Annotated in this window: 21 protein-coding genes; 18 read left to right on the forward strand and 3 right to left on the reverse strand. The window is 38.1% G+C overall.

What is annotated here, in order from left to right; translation table 11 throughout:
• Positions 1-136 precede the first annotated feature (136 nt).
• The 8 genes from HWQ23_RS10390 to HWQ23_RS10425 all read left to right on the forward strand — a co-directional run bounded on the left by HWQ23_RS10390 (position 137) and on the right by HWQ23_RS10425 (position 7016).
• Entirely contained in the window at positions 137-610 is a 474-nt protein-coding gene (locus HWQ23_RS10390) for a DUF29 domain-containing protein (RefSeq protein ID WP_292827370.1), read from the forward strand.
• A gap of 77 nt (positions 611-687) precedes the next feature.
• Complete coding sequence (locus HWQ23_RS10395) at positions 688-1107, forward strand: DUF29 family protein (RefSeq protein ID WP_292827373.1); 420 nt, start codon at positions 688-690, stop codon at positions 1105-1107.
• Between the two features lie 122 nt (positions 1108-1229).
• Positions 1230-1631, forward strand: a complete 402-nt coding sequence (locus HWQ23_RS10400; RefSeq protein ID WP_292827376.1) for a GDP-mannose 4,6-dehydratase — start codon at positions 1230-1232, stop codon at positions 1629-1631.
• Positions 1628-2893: a lipopolysaccharide biosynthesis protein gene (locus tag HWQ23_RS10405; RefSeq protein ID WP_292827379.1), complete on the forward strand. Its 1266-nt coding sequence runs from the start codon at positions 1628-1630 to the stop codon at positions 2891-2893. Before HWQ23_RS10400 ends, HWQ23_RS10405 begins: the two co-directional genes overlap by 4 nt.
• Positions 2894-2959: 66 nt before the next feature.
• On the forward strand, positions 2960-3892 hold the full coding sequence (locus tag HWQ23_RS10410) for an FkbM family methyltransferase (protein WP_292827382.1): 933 nt from the start codon (positions 2960-2962) through the stop codon (positions 3890-3892).
• 10 nt (positions 3893-3902) lie between these two features.
• Positions 3903-4994: a glycosyltransferase family 4 protein gene (locus tag HWQ23_RS10415; RefSeq protein WP_292827384.1), complete on the forward strand. Its 1092-nt coding sequence runs from the start codon at positions 3903-3905 to the stop codon at positions 4992-4994.
• Positions 4995-5092: 98 nt separating this feature from the next.
• Complete coding sequence (locus tag HWQ23_RS10420) at positions 5093-6115, forward strand: glycosyltransferase family 4 protein (protein ID WP_292827387.1); 1023 nt, start codon at positions 5093-5095, stop codon at positions 6113-6115.
• A gap of 76 nt (positions 6116-6191) precedes the next feature.
• Positions 6192-7016 carry a class I SAM-dependent methyltransferase gene (locus HWQ23_RS10425; protein WP_292827390.1) on the forward strand — a complete coding sequence of 275 codons (825 nt, stop codon included), beginning with the start codon at positions 6192-6194 and terminating at the stop codon, positions 7014-7016.
• Here the strand turns inward: HWQ23_RS10425 and HWQ23_RS10430 are convergent.
• Together HWQ23_RS10430 and HWQ23_RS10435 are read right to left on the reverse strand one after the other, a co-directional pair.
• Positions 7013-7366, reverse strand: a complete 354-nt coding sequence (locus HWQ23_RS10430) for a HEPN domain-containing protein (protein ID WP_292827393.1) — start codon at positions 7364-7366, stop codon at positions 7013-7015. The genes HWQ23_RS10425 and HWQ23_RS10430 overlap by 4 nt on opposite strands.
• A complete protein-coding gene (locus HWQ23_RS10435) occupies positions 7363-7662 on the reverse strand; it encodes a nucleotidyltransferase domain-containing protein (protein ID WP_334888892.1) in 300 nt (99 codons plus the stop codon). Before HWQ23_RS10435 ends, HWQ23_RS10430 begins: the two co-directional genes overlap by 4 nt.
• Positions 7663-7711: 49 nt before the next feature.
• Here HWQ23_RS10435 and HWQ23_RS10440 point away from each other — a divergent pair, with 49 nt between their 5' ends.
• The 9 genes from HWQ23_RS10440 to HWQ23_RS10485 all read left to right on the forward strand — a co-directional run bounded on the left by HWQ23_RS10440 (position 7712) and on the right by HWQ23_RS10485 (position 17358).
• A complete protein-coding gene (locus HWQ23_RS10440) occupies positions 7712-8827 on the forward strand; it encodes a glycosyltransferase family 1 protein (protein ID WP_292827396.1) in 1116 nt (371 codons plus the stop codon).
• Between the two features lie 31 nt (positions 8828-8858).
• Positions 8859-9539 (forward strand): class I SAM-dependent methyltransferase, encoded by a 681-nt coding sequence (locus tag HWQ23_RS10445; protein WP_292827399.1) that lies wholly within the window; start codon positions 8859-8861, stop codon positions 9537-9539.
• Between the two features lie 11 nt (positions 9540-9550).
• The gene (locus tag HWQ23_RS10450) at positions 9551-10498 is read left to right on the forward strand and encodes an FkbM family methyltransferase (RefSeq protein ID WP_292827402.1); all 948 of its coding nucleotides are present in this window, start codon (positions 9551-9553) and stop codon (positions 10496-10498) included.
• 19 nt (positions 10499-10517) lie between these two features.
• The gene (locus HWQ23_RS10455) at positions 10518-11528 is read left to right on the forward strand and encodes a glycosyltransferase family 4 protein (RefSeq protein ID WP_292827405.1); all 1011 of its coding nucleotides are present in this window, start codon (positions 10518-10520) and stop codon (positions 11526-11528) included.
• Entirely contained in the window at positions 11525-12952 is a 1428-nt protein-coding gene (locus tag HWQ23_RS10460; RefSeq protein WP_292827408.1) for a hypothetical protein, read from the forward strand. The genes HWQ23_RS10455 and HWQ23_RS10460 overlap by 4 nt, the downstream gene beginning before the upstream one ends.
• Positions 12912-14174 (forward strand): glycosyltransferase family 4 protein, encoded by a 1263-nt coding sequence (locus HWQ23_RS10465; RefSeq protein WP_292827411.1) that lies wholly within the window; start codon positions 12912-12914, stop codon positions 14172-14174. The genes HWQ23_RS10460 and HWQ23_RS10465 overlap by 41 nt, the downstream gene beginning before the upstream one ends.
• Before the next feature lie 28 nt (positions 14175-14202).
• Positions 14203-15384, forward strand: a complete 1182-nt coding sequence (locus tag HWQ23_RS10470) for a glycosyltransferase (RefSeq protein ID WP_292827414.1) — start codon at positions 14203-14205, stop codon at positions 15382-15384.
• 34 nt (positions 15385-15418) lie between these two features.
• Positions 15419-16654, forward strand: coding sequence for a glycosyltransferase (locus HWQ23_RS10475; protein WP_292827417.1), 1236 nt, complete (start codon positions 15419-15421; stop codon positions 16652-16654).
• A 164-nt stretch (positions 16655-16818) separates the two neighbouring features.
• On the forward strand, positions 16819-17358 hold the full coding sequence (locus tag HWQ23_RS10485; protein WP_292827420.1) for a WcaF family extracellular polysaccharide biosynthesis acetyltransferase: 540 nt from the start codon (positions 16819-16821) through the stop codon (positions 17356-17358).
• Positions 17359-17501: 143 nt separating this feature from the next.
• Here HWQ23_RS10485 and HWQ23_RS10490 read toward each other — a convergent pair whose 3' ends face one another.
• Entirely contained in the window at positions 17502-18008 is a 507-nt protein-coding gene (locus HWQ23_RS10490) for a DUF6174 domain-containing protein (protein ID WP_292827423.1), read from the reverse strand.
• A gap of 354 nt (positions 18009-18362) precedes the next feature.
• Between HWQ23_RS10490 and HWQ23_RS10495 the strand changes: the two genes are divergently transcribed.
• Positions 18363-18548 (forward strand): DDE transposase family protein, encoded by a 186-nt coding sequence (locus tag HWQ23_RS10495; protein ID WP_292827426.1) that lies wholly within the window; start codon positions 18363-18365, stop codon positions 18546-18548.
• Positions 18549-18630: the final 82 nt, after the last annotated feature.

Consider the following 18630-nt stretch of genomic DNA (forward strand, 5'->3'; position numbering starts at 1 on the left):
ATGTTCTGATTATCGTGCTGTATCACACTGCGATCGCTCACTAGATAAAACAGTACAGGGGATCGCAATGCTTAGAATGGAGCGATCGCTCTTATAAAATATAAGTAGTAAGCATAGTAAGCTTGGCAAAGATATCATGTCTCAATCATCTCTCTACGAGCAAGATTTTTTGGCTTGGTTAACCCAGCAGCAATCAGCTTTAGCTAATCGAGATGTGGCAGCTTTAGATTGGGAGAATCTGGCAGAAGAGTTGGATGCTATGGGCATTCGCGAAAAAAATGAGTTGAAAAACCGCTTAGTAGTTTTGTTAGCGCATTTACTAAAATGGCAGCATCAACCTACAAAACGCTCTGTCAGTTGGTTTACAACGATCGCTAACCAACGGGATGATTTACACGATTTACTAGATGAAAAGCCTAGTTTGCGTCAATACCTTCCCGATATTTTAACTAAAGCCTATCGTAATGCTCGTCGGGAGGCATCAGCAGAAACAGGCATAACTTTAGCCAATTTTAGTGAGAATTGCCCTTATAAAATAGAAGAAATTTTGAATCATCAGTTTTTGTGTAATACTACAGATGATTTTGAGAGAGCAATTGATAAAGAATGAACCTAAAGTCAACTGATAATGAATAAATCGTTGCTCGGATTAGAAGAGATATTAGTCAGTTAAAAAAACAGTCGATTATGGAAGAACTATTATTGTTACGTCAACTTATTGAAGAAAAGCAATATGAGAAAGCTCTAGAAGTTGTAGATGAACTCGAAGAAATGTCAAGGGAAGATAAATTAAATAAGATTTATAGCTATGCGGTAATTTTGTTGTTGCATTTAATTAAGCAAGAGGCTGAAAAACGTAGTACCCGTTCTTGGGAGTTTTCTATTTATAATGCCAGCAAAGAAATTAAAAGAGTTAACAAACGGAGAAAATCAGGTGGATGCTATGCCAATGAAGAAGAATTAAAAGAAATTTTAACTGATGCCTTTGATACAGCGCTTAAGAAAGCAGCATTAGAAGCTTTGGAAGGTATATATACAGATAATGAACTCAAGGAAAAGATTGAAGAAGGCCAAATTAAAAGTAAAGCTCTTAGTCTAATTTGCTAATTGCTCATTTGGTATTCGTTCACTACTCGCCACCATCCAAAAGCTGCTGCTTTTTGGGAAGTTGCTAACTACTATGGTTTGTTTGCCTGTTCTGGGATTCTATTTAATCATGAATCTCCCTTGTGACTCAAAAGATTGTTGCGGCTGCTTGTCGCATTGCTCAAGGTAGCACTGGGCAGCTTTATTTGGGAAATATGCAGATTCAGCGTGACTGGGGTTGGGCACCGGAATATGTAGAGGCAATGTATTTGATGCTGCAACAGTCACAGCCAAATGATTATGTAATTGCTATGGGAGAAAGTAGTTCATTAGAAGATTTCCTTGCCGCAGCATTTGCATTGGTGGATTTAGATTGGCGTCACCATGTTGTAATAAATGATAGCCTCCTGCAACCTACAGATTTGGCAGTGGGTAGAGGTAATCCAGCTAAGGCGAAGAACAAGTTAGGTTGGCAGGCGCAATACAAGATGCAGGATGTGGTGCAGATGATGGTGAAAGCAAGATTAGCTAAGTCAGTACAATGAAAAACTTATGGCCTAATTTTGTCCATCGGCTTAAAATAATTGGCAAATTCGCTTCTATTCAAATTGTAGTTCAAGCTTTAAGCCTAGTAAGCGGAATTTTGTTAGTCCGCACGTTAGATCAGCAACAATATGCTTACTTCACTATTGCTAATACGATGCAATCAACAATGAATTTATTGGCTGATACTGGTATTAGTATGAGTCTTTCTACAATTGGAGGAAAGGTTTGGCAAGATCGCTACCGTTTTGGGCAATTAATCAATACTGCAATGCAATTACGCTATTATCTAGCAGCAACTTCAATTAGTATAGTCACGCCTATTTTGATCTGGATGTTGATCCGCAATGGTGCTTCATTGACTTATGCAGTTTTGATAACATTTGTGGTGCTGTTTGGTTTGTCATTTCAATTGACAACCGATGTACTACTAGTGATCCCACGCCTTCATTCCCAAATTAACAAAATTCAAAATTTAGATTTATTTTCATCTGTTACTCGGCTTACTTTGCTAGGAATTTCTTACATATTTTATCTGAATTCTGTAGTAGCTATTGGAATTTATTCAATTATAATTGTGATGCAGCGTATTATGTTGGGTCGGTGGGCTAATGAAAAAATAGATTCTAAAGCAAGTATTAATCAAGAAGATAAAAAACATATTTTAGTTATTATAAAACATCAAGTACCTAATACTATTTACTACTGTTTGCAAGGACAATTAATGCTTTACTTAATAACTTTATTTGGTGATACAAATAATATTGCCGAAATTGGAGCATTAGGAAGATTAGGAATAGTTTTCTCATTAATTACTGCGGTAATGTCTAACATAGTTTTACCTTCAATTTCCCGATGTCAATCAGCATCCCTATTACGCAAATACTACTTACAAGTATTGTCTATTTTATTTATAATAGCAGGATTGATGATAAGTTGTACACTATTATTTACTGACCAAATTTTATGGATATTAGGAAGTAAATATACATCTTTACATAAAGAACTGGTGTTAATAGTTATAAATAGTTTGTTCAGCTCTATAGTTGGCATTATGTGGTCAATTAATGCTTCTAAAGCATGGATAAATTATTCTTGGATTAATATACCATTTACTCTCTCTGTACAAATAGTTCTACTACTAGTATTAGATTTGTCCAGTGTTTTAAATGTTATTACTTTTAATTTAATATCTCAGTTTCCGGCATTTATTGTAAATATATATTTGACAAATAGGGGCATTGCTGAATATGAATCAGCATAATATTCTGTATTTTTTCAAATAGTGACTTAATTACTAACAAAATCTGTATATTTGGGTAGGAATTCTATGGTTAACATTTTAACAAATAAACTTGAGACATTAGCTAATAAATGCATAATCGAATTTGCCAAGCCTTTTTTTGGTTATCAAATAGGTCAAAAACTCCCTTTTTTGAAAAATTTATATAAATTCTTTTATGAATCAAGCAAGCCAAAAATGGTAAAAGTTTTTGGTCAGTGGTTGATACTGCATCCAGATGATCAAATATTTTCTAACGAAATAATTTCAACAGGTGTTTTTGAGGAATTAGAAGTTAGTATATTCTTATCTTTATTAGAAGAAGGTATGACTGTGTTTGATATTGGAGCTAATGTCGGATACTACACTTTGATAGCAGCTTCCAAAATCGGCAGCTATGGACGAGTATATGCTTTTGAACCTGACAAGGATAATTTTAATATTCTTCAAAAGAATGTAGCCTTGAATAAGCATTCAAATGTTGAATTACTAGAGTATGCAGTTTCCGATGAGAACTCTGATTTAGCTTTAAGCCTATCACCAGATAATAAAGGAGATCATAGAACATATAAAAATAATAATTTTAATAAAGAAAAAATACACTATACAGTAAAAGGAATACAATTAGATTCTTATTTTGAAGGATTAAATGTCTATCCTAACATTATAAAAATGGATATTCAGGGATTTGAATATTTTGCTTTGAAAGGCATGAAGAATTTAATAATTGAAAATCCTAATGTCGTACTTTTAACAGAATTTTGGCCATTTGGGCTTAAAGCTTCTGGTTTAGAGTCTCCCGTATTATTCTATAATCAGTTAGAAGAACTAGGATTTGAAATATTTAAAATTGATGACCTTAATCGTAAGGTTGAAAAAGTTATTGATATAAATTTGCTATTAGCATCTTTAACTGGAGAAAGCTTTACTAACTTACTATGTTTAAAAGGTGAAGCCATTAAAAATAGATATCAAAGTTAATTTTAATAGTATGAAAGTTATTCATATTACCCCAACTTACTTTGATGAATCATCAATTATCGGTGGTGGTGAACGCTATCCCACTGAATTAGCATCTTGGATGGCAAAGGTTGTTGATACTACTCTTGTAAGTTTTTCTTCAGTGCGTATAAATTATAGTCAAGCTAATCTCAAAATCAAGACATATCCAGTTAAACATTTAATTCATGGTAACAAGATAAATCCATTAAGTTTTCAATATCTACGCTCAATTGTGAGCGCTGATATAGTACATATACACCATATTCATACTCTAGTTTCTGATCTGGGCTGTCTCATAGCTGGTTTGCTTGGTAAGCGAGTTTTTGTTACTGACTATGGCGGTGGAGGAAGCTTTGTATTGAACCAGAAACTACCAGTGTTTAGAGTCTATAAAAATGCGATCGCCTATTCTCGCTATGGTCTAGATTTTATCCCTGTTGAACTTCAAAAAAAAGCAGTTTTGATTAAAGGAGGTATTGATACAGATAAATTTTGTCCTGATGCATCTTTAAAAAAGGAAAATAATATTTTATATGTAGGTCGAATTTTACCTCACAAGGGCATTAACTATTTAATTGATGCATTCCGTCTGCTCAATCGTTCAGACTACAAACTAAAAATTATTGGAAGAGTCTACAGTGAAAAATTCTACCAAGACCTTAAACAGCAAGCAGATGGGCTGAATATAGAATTTGTTCACGATGCTAATGATCAGCGATTATTACATGAGTATCGCACAGCAATGGTAACGGTTTTATCATCTGTTCACACCACCTGCTATGGAGACTACACTCCAGTTCCAGAATTAATGGGTTTTACTTTATTAGAATCCCAAGCCTGCGGAACTCCTGTGATCTGTACTGATGCTGGTGCAATGCATGAATTTGTAGATAATGGTAAGACTGGGTTTGTTGTGCAGCAGAATTCTGGAGAAGCGATCGCTGCTGCTTTGCGTCAGATCGTTAATTTATCTCCATTAGAATATATAGAATATCAAATGCGTTGTCGTGAGTGGATAAATCCACTTAGTTGGTTAACGGTAGTGCAAAGACATTTAGATATTTACAAAGAGGCTAATTAGTTTGTATATAATTTTTGCATAAGGAGTTTTCATTGCGATCGCTTCGTATACTAATCGCTACATATTCACCACTTTCTGCTGAATTCGGTGCAGGTCAGATGGCAATCAATTTAGCAGAAGCATTACGGTTACAAGGACACGATGTTACTCTCTGGTCTCCTTATCCTATGCCTAATTTAACAAGATGGTGGCAAGGTTTGCAAAGTATTCAATTAATGCAGTCAAAGCTAGATGCGTTTATTGCTACCCAGGAGCGATTCGATATAATTGATACCTCTGCCCACCTGATCACCAAACGGGTTGCTCAATCAGGGTTAGTAGTAGCTCGTAGTGTTCAGCCTCAAATTTTGTACATGCTATGTGATTTAAAGGATAAACCAGAAACGAGCCTAAAAGAAATTATTCTCCTGCCATTCGATTATTTGTTTTTCATAATAGTAGTCTTTTTACTAATGCAAGGTTGGCAAAGATCAAAATATATTCTTTGCCTCGGTAGTTTAGAACTTGAATGGATGAAGAAATGGTTTCCCTGGTGGAGGAGTAAATTAATTTCTTATGTCAATGCATTATCAAAAGCTGATCAAGTAGAACTCGCTAAGATACGTCTAAATAGAAAAAAACATGAAGGTGAACGTATTCGGTTTCTGTGGATTGGTCGCTGGACTGCCCATAAAGGTATTCATGAACTAGTTGATTTTATCATTCAACGAGCAGCTTCGCACCCCAAAGATACTTTTACAATTGCTGGATGTGGTACTAAGTCCGAGAAATATTTTTCACCTGAACTAATTCAATCGGGTAGGCTAAAAATTCTACCTTCATTTGAGAGAAACCAGCTTTACTCATTATTTTCTAACCATGATGCTGGTTTATTTACAAGTAAAGTTGAGGGATGGGGATTAGTTTTGAATGAAATGTTAGAGTCTGGAATGCCTGTTTTTGCTAAACCTGCTGGTGGAGTAGCTGATTTACAAGAGTTCTTTAAGACTCTTATGACATTCCCACCACCTCCGGAATTAATACCCGATATTATTAGTAGCTATACAGATGTAGATGATTATTATCGTATATGTAGTTGGGAAAGAATAGCAGAAAATTACATAACTAAAATTTTAAATTAAAAAAAAATCAATTCTAGTAAATAAAACTTTCTAATGGTTGAAACTCAATTTAATGTCTTAGTTATTAGTTAAAAATATGAAAAAAATTAATTTTCAAGAAGATTGGCCTGAAAGTTGGAAATATAGTTATCCCTATGACTTACTTGAAGTTTATGGAGTTCCAAATCTGACAGGATACGCTCACGCATACGCAAATAGGCTTAAACACACATTAGAGTTAATCCAAAAAGTTGCCAAACCGGGAGCAAAAATTTTGGATATAGCTGCTGCACAAGGAAATTTTAGTTTGTCATTGGCAGAACTAGAATATGAAGTTACCTGGAATGATTTGCGAGAAGAACTTATTGATTATGTCAAATTGAAGTGGGAATCTGGCATTGTTCACTATGCACCAGGAAATATTTTTGACTTAAAATTTGACACTCAATTTGATGTAGTTTTAATTGCTGAAGTAATTGAGCATGTAGCTCACCCTGATGATTTCTTGACAAACATTGCCCAGATGCTTAAACCAGGAGGTCATATCGTACTAAGCACACCTAACGGCGAATATTTCAAGAATCATTTGCCCAAGTTTTCGGACTGCCCCGATCCGAGTCAGTATGAAGCAATACAATTTAAGCCAAACTCGGACGGACATATTTTCTTACTCCACTTAGATGAAATAGAACAGTTGTCACATCAAGCAGGATTGGTTGTTAAGGAGACTCGGTTAGTCACTAATCCATTAACTAACGGTCATATAAAACTACATCATTTATTAAAACTATTACCAAAATCCTGGGTTGAAACTTGTGAAAAACTAACTTGCTCCATGCCTTTAGCAGTGAAGTGCAAATTGCACACAACTACAATTGCTTTATTAACTCAGTCAAAAAGTACCAATGAGATTTGCTGCTAACTCCAGAAACATTCAGCATTCATAATTTGCTCATTCGCTTGTTCAACAGAAACAGCATTAAGCTGTCCATAGTCTCCAGCATTACGCAAATCTTGGGCATCAATGAGAAATCTATGAAACTGAATTGGTACTTTACCAGTACGCGCAAAATTTCTTCCAAAAGCACTAATCACCCCAGCATGACTAGAGAAAGACATTCCTTCACCAATCAAAAAAGCTTCGGCAACGTAAAACATACTATAGTAAGCGCGAGAAGCAGCATAATCGGGATAGCCGTTCTCTAATAAAATTTTAGCGGCAGAAACACTTTGACGGGCTTTAAGCAATAAATCAAGTTGTTCTGGTGTCAAAAAGCTATCCCTTCTCGACGAATATTTTGTAATAGAGGACTATTATAGGAATTAAAACGAGATTCATCTATAAATAGACGGCTAATTACTTGGTCATACTCTAGGGATAACTCAGCAACTACATCACTGGTTTTTTTAATTTCTTCCCCTGGATTCACATTTCCCTTAAGTACCACCAAAACATCAATATCAGAATCTGTAAAAGCTTCTCCCCGCGCTTGAGAGCCAAATAAAACCATTTGAACTAAGCGATCGCCATAAATTTCCCGCAAGCAGGTTTTAAGCCTTTGCAGAATTTCTTGCTAACTCTTTACTCAATTTAAACCTTTAAAGTCATACTATTTGATGGTCAATTATTTAACTCATATAACTTCGATTGTACCTCGACTGCCTCCGGCAATTGACGGTGTAGGAGACTATGCCCTCAACCTAGCTCGTCAGCTTCGCAAAAATTTCAATATTCAAACCCATTTTATTGTAGGTAATCCCACATGGACTGGTGCAGCAGAAATTGATGGGTTTCCTGTTAGTCAAGTAAGCGTGGGCGTAGCCGGTTGTAGACATCGCTCCCCTGATGCACTGCTAACTTTATTATCAAGCGATCGCTCATCCAGCATCCTTTTACATTATGTAGGCTACGGCTATGCTCAACGCGGCTGTCCAATTTGGTTAGTCGATGGGTTACAGCGTTGGAAAAGTTTATTTCCCAAGCGATCGCTCCTTACGATGTTCCACGAAGTCTATGCTTCAGGGCTTCCTTGGACTAGCTCTTTTTGGTTATCGCCCTTACAGAAAAATTTAGCAGCACGTTTGGCACAGATGAGCGATCGCTGTATTACTAGTAAACAACTCTATGCTGAAATAATTGCTAATATTAGCCGAGGCAAGCATCATCAAATTCCATTCCTACCAGTTTTTTCAAACATCGGTGAACCAGACAAAGTACTTCCTTTGTCAGAACGCCAGCAGCGCTTAGTTGTCTTTGGAGGTGTTGCTAACCGTGCAAGAGTTTACCGAGAGTCTCAAGCAGTTTTGGAGTACGTTTGTCAGAGATTAAACATTCAACAAATTTGGGATATAGGAACTCCAACGGGAGTAAATTTATCCTCAATTACTAAAGTACCTATCTTAGAAATAGGACAGCAATCTGCCGAAAAGGTGAGTAAAATTTTAGCAGATTCTGTTGCTGCTTTCTCGGACTATAACCCCGATTTTCTAGCTAAGTCAACTATTTTTGCTTCTTACTGTGCCCACCGACTATTACCTATCAATACCAAAGGTAGTGCCTCAGTAGTTGATGGTATAGAACCAGGTAAACATTATTGGGTTCCTAATCCTCAAGGAAATGAGTTAGGAAATCACATGGAGATGCAGGCGATCGCAGACAATGCTTATTCCTGGTATAAAACGCACAGACTATCAATAACTGTTAAAACTTTTGCTGAACTACTTAATAACTAATGAGCTACTGAATTAATTAATAGGAGCTTAGATGAACTTAAATTTGACAAACACAAGACAGGCTGCATCTATAGCCAGTGGGGGCATTAGCAGCCAAGCAATATATGATAATTTTTTGGAATTAATAGAGGAGTTAAATATTCAAGGTGATTGTCTTGACTTTGGAGCAGGTATAGGAAATTTAACTCAACTGCTTCAAAGTTTAGACTGCTTTAATTCTATTACTGCTGCTGACATTATGCAGCGTCCTGTCGGGATAGATGATTCAATTAAGTGGATTAGCTGGGATCTTAATGAATCACTAAATATACCTAGTCAACAATTTGATGTTATTGTGTCTGCTGAGGTTATTGAACATCTAGAAAATCCCAGAGCAACTCTCAGAGAATGGTTCCGATTACTACGTCCTAATGGAATTATAATTTTCAGCACACCTAATAATGAAAGTTGGCGAGCTTTAATTGCTCTCGTGCTACAAGGACATTTTGTACTTTTCAGCGATACTTGCTATCCAGCACACATTACAGCGCTTCTTCGCAAAGATATTCGGCGCATTTTAGGCGAAGCGGGCTTTTCTGAGCCAACATTTGTTTTTACTAATCTTGGAGGTATTCCCAAACTTCCTCAATTTCAATGGCAACAAATTTCAGGAAGACTATTTAAGGGTTTACGCTACAGTGATAATTTACTAACTCTTGCTTACAAACCATAATTCTTTCAACTATGACAAGAAGTTTTAAAAATCTAAATAAGCCAGAATATTTTTTCAGACCTTCCCAGATATGGCAACGTATTCAACGTTTCACTGGCAATAATATTAATAATAATTTGGAAGAAGTTATTCTTCCTTGGAAAGTCCAAATTAGAATTCGGCCAGATGATGAGATTGGACGTGCCATCTCGATGAGTGGAGTTTACGACTTGATTGTCACTGAAATGTTATGGAGGTTAATTGATCAAGGGGAAGTTGCTATAGATGCTGGCGCAAATATTGGTTATATGACTAGCATTATGGCCGCTAAAGTTACTCAGACAGGTAAAGTATATTGTTATGAACCACATCCAGAGATTTATCAGGAATTATTAGAAAACATCACAAAGTGGCAAGAGTCTCTTGATTGGCACCATATCATCCCACAACAAATAGCAATTTCCGATAAGTCTGGTTCGGATATATTAACTATCCCAGACGGCTTTGATAAAAATCGGGGACTCTCCAAAATAGATACCAACAATAAGGTTTTGATCAAAAATGAAAGTTCTTTGATTCAAAAATCTTATTTAGTTTCTGTCTCTACACTGGATAAAATTTTAGACTTGAATCAATCTTTTCAGATAGGTGTTCTTAAAATTGATATTGAAGGGCATGAGTTTGAAGCTTTAAATGGTGCTCAACAACTAATTGGTCAGCAAAAAATTCGCGATATCATATTCGAGGAGCATAATTCCTATCCTAGTTTGGTGACAAATTTTTTAGAAAAGTATGGATACACCATTTTCAAAGCTGTAGGAGGTTTTTGGGGGCCAATCATTTGTTCTCCTGAAAGCCAACAAATAGGACGTTACTGGGAACCCCCCTGTTATCTTGCGACTATAAATCCAGCCCGTGTTTTACAACGTACTAAGTCGTGGGGATGGCATTCGCTTCATAACCGAATGGATTTAGTGTAAAGCTTACTTAAAAGTTGTTGTGAAAATACTTATCTATTCTCCGCTCTTTTACCCCAGTGTTGGCGGATTAGAAACTGTTGTGTCCATCCTGGCTCATGAGTTTGTTGAGCAAGGGCACACAGTTAAACTAGTATCAAACGTTCTAACAACAGATAGAAAAGTTTTTGCCTTTGAAGTGATTCGTAAACCCAATCCCCTAACGCTGTTAAACCTAACACAATGGTGTGATGTATACTTTCAACCAGTTATTAGCCTCAAGGGAATTTGGACTTTATTAATTAGCCCTAAGCCTTGGGTAGTAGCTCACCATAATTGGTATACTCGACCAAACGGTAGCTTGGGCTGGCAGGATCACTTAAAGAAATTTCTACTGCGATTTGCAACCAATATCTCGGTCAGCCAAGCATTAGCTAACCATATTTCTACGCCATCAGTCATTATTCCTAATCCCTATCGAGATGAGATATTCTATGAGATACCAAAAATTCCTCGTAATAAAGACTTAGTGTTTTTAGGAAGGCTGGTTTCTGATAAGGGAGTAGACCTACTGATTCAATCACTTGCTGAACTAAAACAAATGGGGCTATCCCCCAAGCTAACAATTATTGGTAGTGGATTAGAAGAATCTAATTTACGTGAGCAAGCAAGAGTTTTGACTATCAGTGAGCAAATAGAATTTGTTGGACTTAAGGTTGAACAAGAACTCATAGAACTACTCAACACTTATAAAATAATGGTCATACCATCCCGATGGCAAGAACCATTTGGTATTGTCGCCTTAGAAGGAATTGCTTGTGGCTGTGTGATTGTTGGTTCAGAGGGTGGAGGATTAAAAGATGCCATTGGCCCCTGTGGTGTGACATTCCCCAATGGAGATGTGCAAGCATTAACGCAAACTCTATTTAATCTCTTAAAAAATCCTGAGCAACTTGCTAACTACCGAGCCAATTCAGATAATCACCTTTTACGCCATCAGAAATCAGTAGTTGCTAAAGCTTATCTAGAAGTAATTGAGGCAGTAATTCGGTGAAAGAATACATTGGAGTTTTAGCTCCCTTTGCCATTCTACTTATTCTCTATCTTTCTGTTCAAAACTGGCGGACTTCTTTAAAAACTGTACTGGTGTTAGCGATAATTGAAGGGGCTTTGCGAAAATGGGTTTTACCCCAAGGCAGTCAGTTCATCTATTTTTTGAAAGATATTGTACTCATAGGGGCTTATCTTCGTTATTACATTTTATCATCTACTGAAAAAACCTTTCGTATCAAAGGCAATTCGGCAGCTGAAACTATCGCTTCGGTAATTTTGCTATTAACAGCTTGGTGTCTATTACAAGTTTTTAATCCTAGCTTGGGTTCTCCAATTATTGGTATTTTTGGAATAAGAGGATACTTGTTATATATTCCTTTAATATGGATGTTACCTAATCTCTTTCGTTCAGAAGAAGAATTATATAGATTTCTGCGCTCCTACCTGCTGTTGGTCATTCCAGTGGGGCTATTAGCAGTAGCACAGTTCTTTAGCCCCCCTTCAAGCCCCCTCAATGTCTATACCCCAGATTTAAAGCTAGGTGTTGCAACTTTTGGAGATGCAAATTCTACGAATGTTCGTGTAACGGGCACTTTTTCCTACATTGCTGGCTATTCAGTTTACGCAATTATTTCCTTTGGATTATTAGTTCCCCTGTTAGCAGTTCAGCAATCTCGATGGTGGCGTTGGGCAACAATAGCAGAATTACTGCTAATTATTGGCACCTCCTTCATGAACGGCTCTCGTGGTCTTTTTTTCAGTGAAATCCTATTTTTAATTGGTTATTTTGGGGCACAGTTACTAACTAACCTGAAAACAACTGTTCCCTTGATCAAACAGTTTACAGTGCCTATAATCGCTATAGCTGTTGCAACTATCACTTGGTTTCAGTCTGCTATCAATTCTTTACTATTCCGCATCAATTCCAATCATGATGTATCTAGTCGCATTTCGGGAAGCTTCATTGAGCCATTTGAATTGATGAAGTTAAAAGGACTGGATAGTTATGGTCTAGGCGCAACTCATCCAGCAGCTTCAGTATTGCGTAGAATTCTAAATTTACCTCTAGGAGAAACCATTCCTGTTTACTATGAGTCGGAAATGGGTCGAATAGTTTTGGAAATTGGCCCCATAGGTTTTTTCTTGTGGTATCTGCTGAGACTCATACTCATTTATCTACTGTGGCGCACATTCCTGAAATTAAAGCGACCTCTGTTGCGACAGCTAGCGCTGTCGGCTTTTTTGATTCATGCGCTCCAATTTAGTGGTCAGCTTGTGTTCAACCATATTCTCCTAGTCTACTACTGGTTCCTGGCAGGATTTATTTTCCTTCTACCCCGGCTCGAACAGATAGAGAACTGGAAACAACAACAGGAATACTTCCATGTCCCAGATACCGATCGCGCTGATACATCCTACAGGTAATCCCTTCGCTCGCAACGCAGCAATCTCGTTAGGAGAAGCAGGTCTACTTCAAGAGGTGATTACAACTATTGCCTATAACCCAGAAGAAAGTATCTGCCAATACTTCAAGCTGCTTCCTGCTCAAATTCGCAATAGAATCACTAATGAACTAGGGCGGCGTACCTGGATTCCTCCAAATGGTGTAGCCATGCGATCGCACCCTTGGGGTGAAGCAATGCGGATGACCTTGGTTAAAACTGGACTCAGCAGGCGTTTTGGCTTCGGTTCTCAAGGCCCCATAGATTGGGTTTATGCTTCTCTCGATCGCCATGTTGCCAAGCATCACCTCCAGGGTCTGGCAGCAGTTTATGCTTATGAAGATGGCGCTGCTACTACCTTTGAGGTTGCCAAACAGCAGGGAATTTTATGCCTGTACGACTTGCCTATCCTGTTCTACCGCATGGCGCGAGAAATTCAGCAGGAGGAGGCTGAACGATTCCCAGCACTATCTGCATCACTGCAAGCAGTACGAGAACCTGACTGGAAGTTGAGACGCAAGGAACAGGAAGTGGCGCTCGCAGACCATATTTTTGTGGCCTCTTCTATTACCCAGCAATCCTTACTCAGAGAAGGGGTCAGTCCTGACAAAATCACGGTTATCCCTTATGGCGCACCGATTGATTATTTTCAACCTCAACCCAAACTAGATCGAACTTTTCGGGCCTTATTTGTCGGTCGCGTCGGTGTTCGCAAAGGAGTTCATTACCTGATCAAGGCATGGGAAGAACTCCAACTTCCCCAGGCAGAGTTAATGCTGGTAGGAGTGAACGAATTTCCAGAAACCTGGCTTTCTCAACTTCCTCATGGACTTAATTACATCCCATCAGTACCCCATACTACGCTGAATCAATACTACAGCAATGCCAATGTATTTGTGTTTCCTTCTTTAGTAGAAGGCTTTGGACTGGTACTTCTAGAAGCGATGGCTTGTGGCATTCCTGTGATTACAACCCCTCACACAGCAGGCTCCGATATTATTACTGATGGGACAGAAGGCTTTATCATCCCTATTCGTGATTCAGAGGCTCTCAAAGAAAAACTTGAGTGGTGCTATTCCCATCCTCAAGAATTAGCAGAGATGGGACGAGCCGCTCGTCGCAAAGCTGAACAGTTGAATTGGGGTATGTACCGCCAGAGATTGGCTAGTCGAGTTCAGGAAATTATCAATTATCTAAATACTTAACTAATCATAAAATTTTAGAGATATCAATATGCAAATAATCAAGGTTGAAAAACCCAAATCTGCAACGACAGACTCTCTGCATCTTTGGTTTCCTAACCTGTTTGAGTTTAAGGGTGGTATTCAGGTTTATCTCCAGGATGTTCTACAGGCTATACAAGAAGCACTACCAAACTTATCTGTATGTATTTTAGATAAGCTTGACAGAAATAAACCTGTAGATAAATTCAATTCAAAAAATTACTCGTTTACTTTTAGTGGTCATTATCCGGTTTTTTTTAAAACAGCGCACTTTACTTTTAAATTAATTACAAAAGCATTAATTAATCGTCCAAAATTCATTTTGTGTGGGCATATCAATTTTGCTCCTGTAGCATTTTTTGTTCGTCGGGTTACGGGTATTCCTTATGGAATTATTGTTTATGGTATTGATGCTTGGGAAATTAAAAATATATGGAAAATCAAAGCGTTATATGCTGCTGAAAAAATAATCTCAATTAGTAGTTATACCCGCGATCGCCTAATTGAAGAGCAGAATTTATCTCCAGATAAAATTGAGCTTTTACCAGTTACTTTTGATGCAGAACGCTTTAAGCTCAGTCCCAAACCAAATTATTTACTTAAACGTCATCGGTTAACTGTTCAACAGCCAATCATTTTGACCGTAGCTCGATTAGACAATAGTGAACGCTACAAGGGCTACGACCAAATCTTACTAGCAATGCCACAGATTCGCCTAGCTATTCCCCATGCTCATTACATCTTAGTAGGCAAAGGAAGCGATCGCCCCCGAATTGAGCAACTAATTTCTCAATTAAACTTAGACGACTGTGTAACATTAGCAGGATTTATACCAGATTCAGAACTCTGTGACTATTACAATGTCTGCGATGTTTTTGCCATGCCTAGTAAAGGAGAGGGATTTGGAATTGTCTATTTGGAAGCTCTGGCTTGTGGCAAACCAACTTTAGCAGGGAATCAAGATGGTGCAGTTGATGCCCTCTGTAATGGGGAGTTAGGCGTTTTGGTGAATCCTGATGATGTAAATGCGATCGCCCAAACACTGATTCAAATCTTACAAGGTGCTTATCCTCACCCTATCCTCTATCAACCTCAAATTTTACGCGAACAAGTGATTGCCAGATTTGGATTTGAACAGTTCCAACAAACTCTGGCTGAGTTAATTCAAACTCAACTACTACCCACTACCTGATGAAGTTGATCAACAAAATTAACCTAAAAATTAGATGAAGATATTACAAGTCATACCCTCCATCAGTCTGACTATGGGCGGCCCTACTGAAGTTGTTCTAAACTTGGTCAAAGCCCTGCGCCAGCTTGGGTCAGATATTGAGATTGTCACCACCAACGATGATGGAAATACTTTATTGGATGTCCCTCTTCGTCAGCGTATCGAGTATAAAGAAGTGCCAATCTGGTTTTTACCCCGTGTTTCCCGCCGAATCAAAGAATATATCTTCTCTCCTGAGTTAGCACCTTGGCTTTGGCAGCATATGCGAAATTATAACTTAGTGGAAACTCACTATCTTTTTTCCTATGCTCCGACTTGTGCTGCGGCGATCGCTCGTTGGCAAGGAATCCCCTATCTAGTTCGTACAATGGGTCAATTGTCACCTTGGGCACTAGCTCAAAGTCCCTTCAAAAAACAGGTTTATAGTCGGCTGATTGAGCATCATAATCTGAATCGTGCGGCTGTTATTCATTCTACATCTGCTGGTGAAGCAGCAGATATCCGTAATTTCGGTGTTAAGACACCCGTCCTCACTTTACCTCTTGGGGTGAATATCCCTCACCCTTTACCCGATGCCAAACAAAAACTACGACACATCTACGGCATTTCTACAGAAACACCCGTAATGCTGTTTCTTTCTCGTCTTCACTACAAAAAACGCCCAGACTTACTACTACAAGCACTTAGTCGTCTTGTAGAACAAAACTATGATTTTCACCTAATCATAGCGGGTTCAGGAGAACCAGAATATGAAACTCAGCTAAAAAACTTGGCAATATCCCTTGGCATCTCAGATCAAATTTCCTTTGCTGGTTTTGTGATGGGGCAAGAGAAAGACTTGCTGCTACAAGGGTCAGATATGTTTATTTTACCATCTTTTTCCGAGAATTTCGGTATCGCCGTCGCTGAGGCAATGGCAGCTGGATTGCCTGTGATTATAACTCCAGGAATTCAAATTTCTCCAGAGGTTGCTGCTGCCCAAGCTGGGTTGGTTGTTGAGGGTACACTTGAAACATTGGCAGAAGCGATCGCCCAATTACTGAAATCTCCCAATCTGAGGCAACAGCAAGGCGAGAATGGCAAACAGCTTGTCAAACAGCAATATTCCTGGGAAGCGATCGCTCAAAATCTTACCTCTGTTTATCATGCGATTATTGAAAGAAAACTTTTACCAGAATATCTTGTAGACTCAAGGTTTTCCAGCAACAGCAGATCCAACACCTATTTCTAATTACTTCAGATTTTCACATGCCCAGAGCCAAGGCGATCGCTACCCTTATCTTTAGTGGTAGGTATCAATCCCTCACTATCTTGAAAACTTTAGAGCGCTGGTTTCCGGCGCTCTAACTTTTAGCTGATTGAATTCTTGTTTAACCTACCTTGCTTACCCACCATATGCGTCTAGATCAATATACTATTGGCAACTATACTCCAGGCACAACATACTGGAAGCAACTTTTTTGGTATTTTGTTGGGTCGCCCTTAGTTGAAAGTTATTGGCTACCATTTTCAGCTTTTAAGATTTGGGTACTCCGCAGTTTTGGAGCTAAAATCGGTCAAGGTGTCCGCATTAAACCGGGAGTGCGGGTAAAGTTTCCCTGGCGATTAAACATTGGTGATTTTGTTTGGATTGGAGAAGATACGTGGATAGATAACCTTGCTCTGATCACGATCGAAAAGCATGTTTGTCTATCTCAAGGGGTCTATCTCTGCACTGGAAATCATGATTGGAATCATCCCGATTTTAAATTGATTGATGCTCCAATCCATATTCAAGAGAGTAGTTGGATTGCTGCAAAGTCAGTAATTGGCCCAGGAGTTACTGTTGGTCGGGGAGCAGTACTGACTTTAGGTGGCGTGACTGGAAGCTCACTAGAGCCGATGACTATTTATGCAGGTAATCCGGCTCAACCCATCAAGCAGAGAAAGCTTTGATATCCAATTTTGGCGGATCGCATCTCATCTCATACTTTAGTTGACTACAAATTGGGGTAGACCTACAGCCACTCCACATTTAGTAATTAAGTGATTCAAAGAACGCTTTGGCTTAATATCTAAATTTCTAATTGCAGCTTTGGCTATTTAATTTCCTTAAAATTCTCAATTGTGAGATATTTTTCTTCATCAGCTATCTGACTGTTGTAATCGATATCAATTTGGGTTGGATAGCCGAATTTAGCACTGTACCGCACATTCAGGCTAAAGGCTTTACGGTTGATAGCATCTTGAATCACATTAAACAGCTTAGGAATTGTATTATAGTTTTGAAACAATTCTGGATTAACTGGTTGACCTGTAGCTACAGAAGTGATAGAAGTTGTTTTACCATTACGTACTTTAATCACTACTGGCCCCCTAGCGTCGGGTATACAAAAGCAACTATTGCTCAATTCATAGTCATAATTGGAAATATTTTGCTGATTCCAGAAACGCCGATTAAATTCTAATCGCTTTTCTAATCGCCTTAAATTCAAGTTATTACTCGCTGGCGATTGTGCTATCTCTATGGGAGATTTGGACATTACTGGTAGGTTCAGACCCAAAGATAGCAATAATCCGGCACTGATAATCATAGGTAAACGCATATCAATCCCTTGAATTTCAAAAGTATTATATATGTATTATATATATAAATTCATCTACTTATTTAAGTACACTTTATATTTTGATTAAAATTTATCACTGTGATAGCCAAGGGCAAATAGCAAATTTATGACTCTACGGAACTGGTTCGTGAGTGTAGTCTATAGCCAAATCAGATCCGGCGTGTTGGCGCAGCCCACCGTAGGCATCGCATACGCGCGAAAATTTTTTCTCTAAGTAAGTCGGCGCAAATCTTTCAAGCTATGTTAATAAATTTAAATGTAGAAATTTAAATGTAGGGTGCGTTACGCTTTTACTTAACACACCCTACCGTAAAAAACAAATTTTTTTCAAGCATGAATGACTCACAAACTTGGTATATTGTCAAGCGTTCTGCTGGTAATTGCGAAATTATCCCCAGCGACAAAGTTGGAGACGATAATCTAGAGATTATAGAACAGTGGGGGCCTTTTAGTTCGCAAGAAGAAGCGATCGCTCGGCGTGTGGGACTTATTAGGGCCAGAAAGTGCCAACCAGTTTAAGTTAGGAGTCATTTAAATTGGGATTTTAGATTTTGGATTGAAGGAAAAATCTAAAATCTAAAATTGGCAGAGTTTGAAATTG

It is taken from the genome of Nostoc sp. JL33 (assembly GCF_017114985.1).
In the GTDB taxonomy this organism is placed as follows: domain Bacteria; phylum Cyanobacteriota; class Cyanobacteriia; order Cyanobacteriales; family Nostocaceae; genus Nostoc.